This is a genomic window from Hoylesella enoeca JCM 12259, from assembly GCF_000613405.1.
Lineage (GTDB): Bacteria > Bacteroidota > Bacteroidia > Bacteroidales > Bacteroidaceae > Prevotella > Prevotella enoeca.
Map to the genome: position 1 here is coordinate 1 of NZ_BAIX01000077.1, position 4,718 is coordinate 4,718.

A 4,718-nucleotide genomic window follows, 5' to 3' on the forward strand; every position below is an offset into this window, starting at 1 on the left:
TGCCCTGTTGCTCACAAAAGTGGTGTCATAGACTTCTCCATACAGGCTGATGCGGTTGGCAATGATATGGATATGCCTGTTATCGGTGTCCTTGTGCGTTACTGCTACCCATTGGTGGTTGTCAAGTCCCATTTGTTTGGCAAACAGATGGGCTATCCGCATGAGTTCGGATACGGGTAGTTTCTTCTCATCCTGAGGTGCTATACCGATTTCAATGCGGAGGAACTTGTTTCTGCAACGACTGTTATAATCGCTGACCACTTTCATTTCCTCATAGATTGCTTTCGGTTCTCTGCTGCAAAGATTGTGGAAGGCAAGCCGATTACCGAGCTTTCCCTCTCTGAAAATATAATCCAAAGCCGTGCTGCCATGCGCTATCGCCTTACATTTTCCTATCATCTCTCGACATGTTTAAGACCTTATATATTTCGTCGTCCACACGAAAATGCGGGTCGTAAAATCGCTTAAATGCTTCTTTGGCACATAGCGAAAGGTTCTGTGTGATATGTACCCATCTCTCATCCTTGACTTTAATAAGGTTGGAAATCTGCCCATAGAACCTGCCCGTATGCTGGAGAATGGCAATGGCTTCTCTCTCATTGTCCGTCATCTTAGGAATGGCAACCACTTCTCCATTAAGGAGTATTTCACGGCAGTAGTCTGAGAACTTCCGTCTTGTGCTTTCCGCCTTTGACCTAATACGCTGCTTTTCCTCTAAGGTGCATCTTACCTTGATGAACTCCGTCTTGTTCATCCTCGCTTCTTCTTTACCTCGTTGCTGCCATTTGGCAGTTCTGCTATCATATCTGTTCATATAAAAGTCCTCTTTTCTTTGTTTTCAATCTTGCTTAATTTCCGAACGCTGACCGATGAGAACGGAGTGATTACGGTCTAATCTCCCCGATAACCGAACGAGGGGAGCAAGCGCAGTTTGTGGGTACAAACTGACGTCTTGCAATGTCAGCTAACGAAACGTTTACGCATAAAGCGTTTTGTCGTCCAAAAATGAATGCTATGCATTCAGAAGATTAACTGTGTTCGTGGCATTCCCACCGTTCAATGTGTTCAGTAAAAATCTATTGTTGGTACTACCCTAAAACGGTCGAGGATTTTGAGTGAAAAGGACATCCTTTTACTCGATAGTCCTTGACCGTTTTTCTGTTGTTTACAGCTTCCTCCATTTTTTTATATCCTCACCGTATTCCTCCAAATGGATACGCACAAGGTTTTCGATGAAGCTCGAGACATTGGCTCCTTTATCTCCCAATCTACGGACAATGAAGTCCGCACGTTCCTGTGTTTCCCTGCTCAGGTAAACCGCTTTTCTCTCACTTAGCTTTGTTGGAACAAGGAACGCTTGCTTATAGGCTTCGAGAGTCTCCTTTCTCATCTTGGCACTGATGCGTCGTTGAACGGTTGCGCTCTCTGTATGCTGTGCAGGCTCGGATGGCGTGGCATGCTCTATGGCATGTTCTGCCTCTTGTTGTTTTTGCCCTTGAATATTTTCCATTCCCTTTGCCCGGAATTCAGAGACGGTTTGTTCACTTGAATTTTCAGCTTGGCTCATACCAAAAGTTTTTCCTATGAAACGATCTATTTCTTCCATATTTCTTCTTTCCTTTTTCATCACTCTATCTTATTTTAAGTTTGACTTGTTTTATCTTGTTGCTTGTATTTTGGGATTTCCCATGCTCACGAACACGGCTGATGTGATATTCGTTGAGGTCTTTGAAGTCTCTATAATACACAGCCATATCTTCTACCTTAAAGCCTGCGTTTATTAACTCTTGTACTGCTCTCTGTCCTGCATCGTCATTATCAAGAAAAACACGAATGGAGGTTATATTCCTCTCGTTCAGGTAGTGAATACTTCTGGCCACATTGCTCACAGAGTTCATCACAAGGCATTGATTGGTTATTTCACCTTTCATTGAAAGAAAAGAGAGAAAGTCCATAAAGCCCTCGAACAGACAGACGGGGTGTGCCTTTTCCTCAAATATCGGAGTGATGTCTTTGGGAGCAATTGTTCCCTTGAAAGTCTTATCATCACGAAGCTCATAGCCACCCGAAGAATTGGCAAAGCCGATGGCTTCATATCTTCTTTCCCTTACCTCGTAACTGATACATTTGAGAAATGGTGTTGCCTTTTCTAAATCAATACAGCGTTCCTTTTTGAGATACTCCTGCAGGTGCGGCGGCAAGGTGTCTGATATGCTTATCAGTCTCCTTGTTCCGCTTGCTTGTCTTGTAGTTGTCTGGTTGAGACCAATACGGGGTTCAGTCTTTGAATAGCTGTGCGCTGTATACTCTGAAGCGTTCTGCCCCAAACGGCAGATTGCTTCCGAGAGCGTGCAGTCCTCCAAGCGCATATAAAGGTCAATAATGCTTCCACCCCTGCCTTCGGCATAGTCTATCCAAAGGTTCTTTTCCGTGTCCACCTTGAAACTCGGACGCGTTTCCTCCCTGAGCGGTGAACGGTACATTGCATAGGCAGGTGTCCTGCGGACAGGTCTGATACCCTTCCTTTCGAGATACTCCATGATGGAATATCGCTTGATAAGTGATAAATCTTCTTCTTTCATTGTTTTGATACTTTAATAGGTTGAATGATAATTATTTATGCTTGTCTGTTTTATGGTTTTACCGTTTCCAAAGTTTTTCCCCTCCAAACTTTTTCATCTTTCTTCTTACTACATACTATTCTGTGATAAGTGATTGATAATCAGTATTACTTTGTAGTATAAGACAATACTATACATTCTACTACATTTGGCTACTACAAGTTTGAAGGAGCGGGCATGGCAAGATTTTCCTAATCTTGTAGACATATATGGGGCTACCACCGTTTCTTCGTTTGCTCACCTTTATGTATCCTGCTTTCTTCAAGGCTTCGCCCATACGCTTGGCAACAAGTGGTTGGTGAGTATAAATACCCAAATAGGTGAGTATCTCCGTAGTAGTCATTAACGAATAGTTTTCATCCTCCGTTGGCTTTTCAAAGCAACGCAGCAAAAGTTCCATCTCAGCGGTTTGTACCTGAAAGTCCTCACTCTCTCTGTATAGTTCGGCAATCTCTTCATCATCAAACCAATAGCGGAAACCTGACTTTAACAGGGCTTTGGCTTCAGCATAGACATTGTCCATTGAAATACGCTTGGCTTTCTCTATGTCTATGGATAGAACTTCAAAGGGCAGAAACCTTCTGCTGCCTGTCGGGTCTGTAAGAAAGTCATTGCCGTTCACTGATGCCACAAAGCTTGCCAAGTGGGGATGCTCCTCCACATATTTGTCATACGGCATACGGTACTTGACCATCGGACAGGTGATAAGGTTCTTCAGTTCGTTTTCGTCCCGCTTATTGAGGGCTTTGAGCTGGTCATCTATATTTACGATAAGGTTCTGACCGATATAAGTGAGTGTGTCTTTCTCCTGCGGATATATTTTTCCTGTGTAACTGTAACCATGCAGTGCTGGGGGACAGAGCAGGTCAAGGAACGTCGTCTTGAACTTGCCCTGCTCGCCTGTCAGTACAAGACAGGTATGGTTGCGGCACTCGCGGTCGTCCATCGCATTGGCGACCATCGCCACGAGCCATTTGGTAAGATACGGCAACCATTTGTTAGAATTACGGACGACCACACAACTTGCCAAATCAGGAATTGCTTTTGGTGAAAAGAAAGTAAGAACACTACTACCACTGTAACTACCACCATTGCTACAACCATCACCTATATCTATCAATGGCAACCCTTTTAAATACTCCTGCACGGGATTGATACGGGGAGAAAAGCTGCTTTCAATGATGGAATAAAGGTTCTCGGCAGAAGTCGCTATGCCTTCATAGCAATCAAGTTCCCTGCGAAGTGTGTTGATTTCATAGCGACCAACCTTTACAAAACTACTATTACCCTTACTGCGATATTCGGTTCTGCCCAATACCGTGTTGTATCTGAACTCATAGTGTGTGGAGAGGTAGGTTTCTATCTCTGCGTTCTTGGAGGAACTACCCCTGCGATGAGGATTTCTTCTGTTGTCTATATTGCCTGCATCTGCGTTCTTTTTCATTATTCCCTTGAATTGGTTTCCAAGAGTGAAGTTAGGGTGAGAATGCGTAACTTCCAAGCATTCAGAATATTCTTGCATAATGTTGCGCTCGTCTGCTGCAAAATTCTTAGGTAAACGGGCAGGTAAGAAGAGCATTTATCGTCTCATTAAGCAAAAAACGGATGACAGGAAAGAAAGGTTAGCTGAAATACGGATGTTACTGTCTGCTTTCAGATGTACTCTTTTGCTTTGATTGTCTTATTAGCCTTATTTGTATAGTGGCAAAAGTATAAATCTGTCTCTTTTGTCCTTGTCATAGTGCCACAAGCTGCCACGTGAATGAAAAGTGATGGAATAAGAAATGCCCGATATTAATTTTGCAATGAAAGAAAAAAGACGGGGCAGGAAAATACAAATGTGAACCGATGAAACGGATTGCTCTTTTCCCGATAGTTCCCGATACTTCCCTGCTGTTCCCCACGGCTTTGAGAGGCACACGCACGTCATTACCTTTGCCGATGGAAACAGGAAAGACCTGAAACAACAAACAATAACAATATAAAATTATGAACTATTACATCATTACAGAAACCAATTGGGCAAAGCTTCGAGATGAAATTTTGAGCCTTGCGAGAGTTGCCACAAGGCATTCGGAGAAAAGAGTAAGCACACGG

General features: G+C 43.3%; 5 protein-coding genes and 1 pseudogene. 1 reads left to right on the forward strand and 5 read right to left on the reverse strand.

The window, feature by feature from the left end; genetic code table 11:
- The 5 genes from JCM12259_RS12320 to JCM12259_RS12340 form a co-directional block, all read right to left on the reverse strand.
- Positions 1–399: relaxase/mobilization nuclease domain-containing protein (locus tag JCM12259_RS12320; protein ID WP_025066667.1), on the reverse strand; the 399-nt coding region annotated here is incomplete at its 3' end.
- Positions 383–814 carry a plasmid mobilization protein gene (locus JCM12259_RS12325; RefSeq protein ID WP_025066668.1) on the reverse strand — a complete coding sequence of 144 codons (432 nt, stop codon included), beginning with the start codon at positions 812–814 and terminating at the stop codon, positions 383–385. The genes JCM12259_RS12320 and JCM12259_RS12325, both read right to left, overlap by 17 nt.
- 351 nt (positions 815–1,165) lie before the next feature.
- Positions 1,166–1,627: a DUF3408 domain-containing protein gene (locus JCM12259_RS12330; RefSeq protein ID WP_025066669.1), complete on the reverse strand. Its 462-nt coding sequence runs from the start codon at positions 1,625–1,627 to the stop codon at positions 1,166–1,168.
- A 4-nt stretch (positions 1,628–1,631) separates the two neighbouring features.
- Positions 1,632–2,582, reverse strand: coding sequence for a toprim domain-containing protein (locus JCM12259_RS12335; protein WP_025066670.1), 951 nt, complete (start codon positions 2,580–2,582; stop codon positions 1,632–1,634).
- 181 nt (positions 2,583–2,763) lie between these two features.
- Positions 2,764–4,200, reverse strand: coding sequence for a virulence-associated E family protein (locus JCM12259_RS12340; protein ID WP_025066671.1), 1,437 nt, complete (start codon positions 4,198–4,200; stop codon positions 2,764–2,766).
- A 410-nt stretch (positions 4,201–4,610) separates the two neighbouring features.
- On the opposite strand from JCM12259_RS12340, the pseudogene JCM12259_RS16335 reads away from it, so the two are divergent.
- A pseudogene (locus JCM12259_RS16335) lies at positions 4,611–4,718 on the forward strand (helix-turn-helix domain-containing protein); the annotation flags it as partial.

Coding starts and splice junctions, on each gene's coding strand:
- JCM12259_RS12335 (WP_025066670.1), bottom strand. CDS start 2,582: ATGAAAGAAGAAGATTTATCACTTATCAAGCGATATTCCATCATGGAG.
- JCM12259_RS12340 (WP_025066671.1), bottom strand. CDS start 4,200: ATGCTCTTCTTACCTGCCCGTTTACCTAAGAATTTTGCAGCAGACGAG.
- JCM12259_RS12325 (WP_025066668.1), bottom strand. CDS start 814: ATGAACAGATATGATAGCAGAACTGCCAAATGGCAGCAACGAGGTAAA.
- JCM12259_RS12330 (WP_025066669.1), bottom strand. CDS start 1,627: ATGAAAAAGGAAAGAAGAAATATGGAAGAAATAGATCGTTTCATAGGA.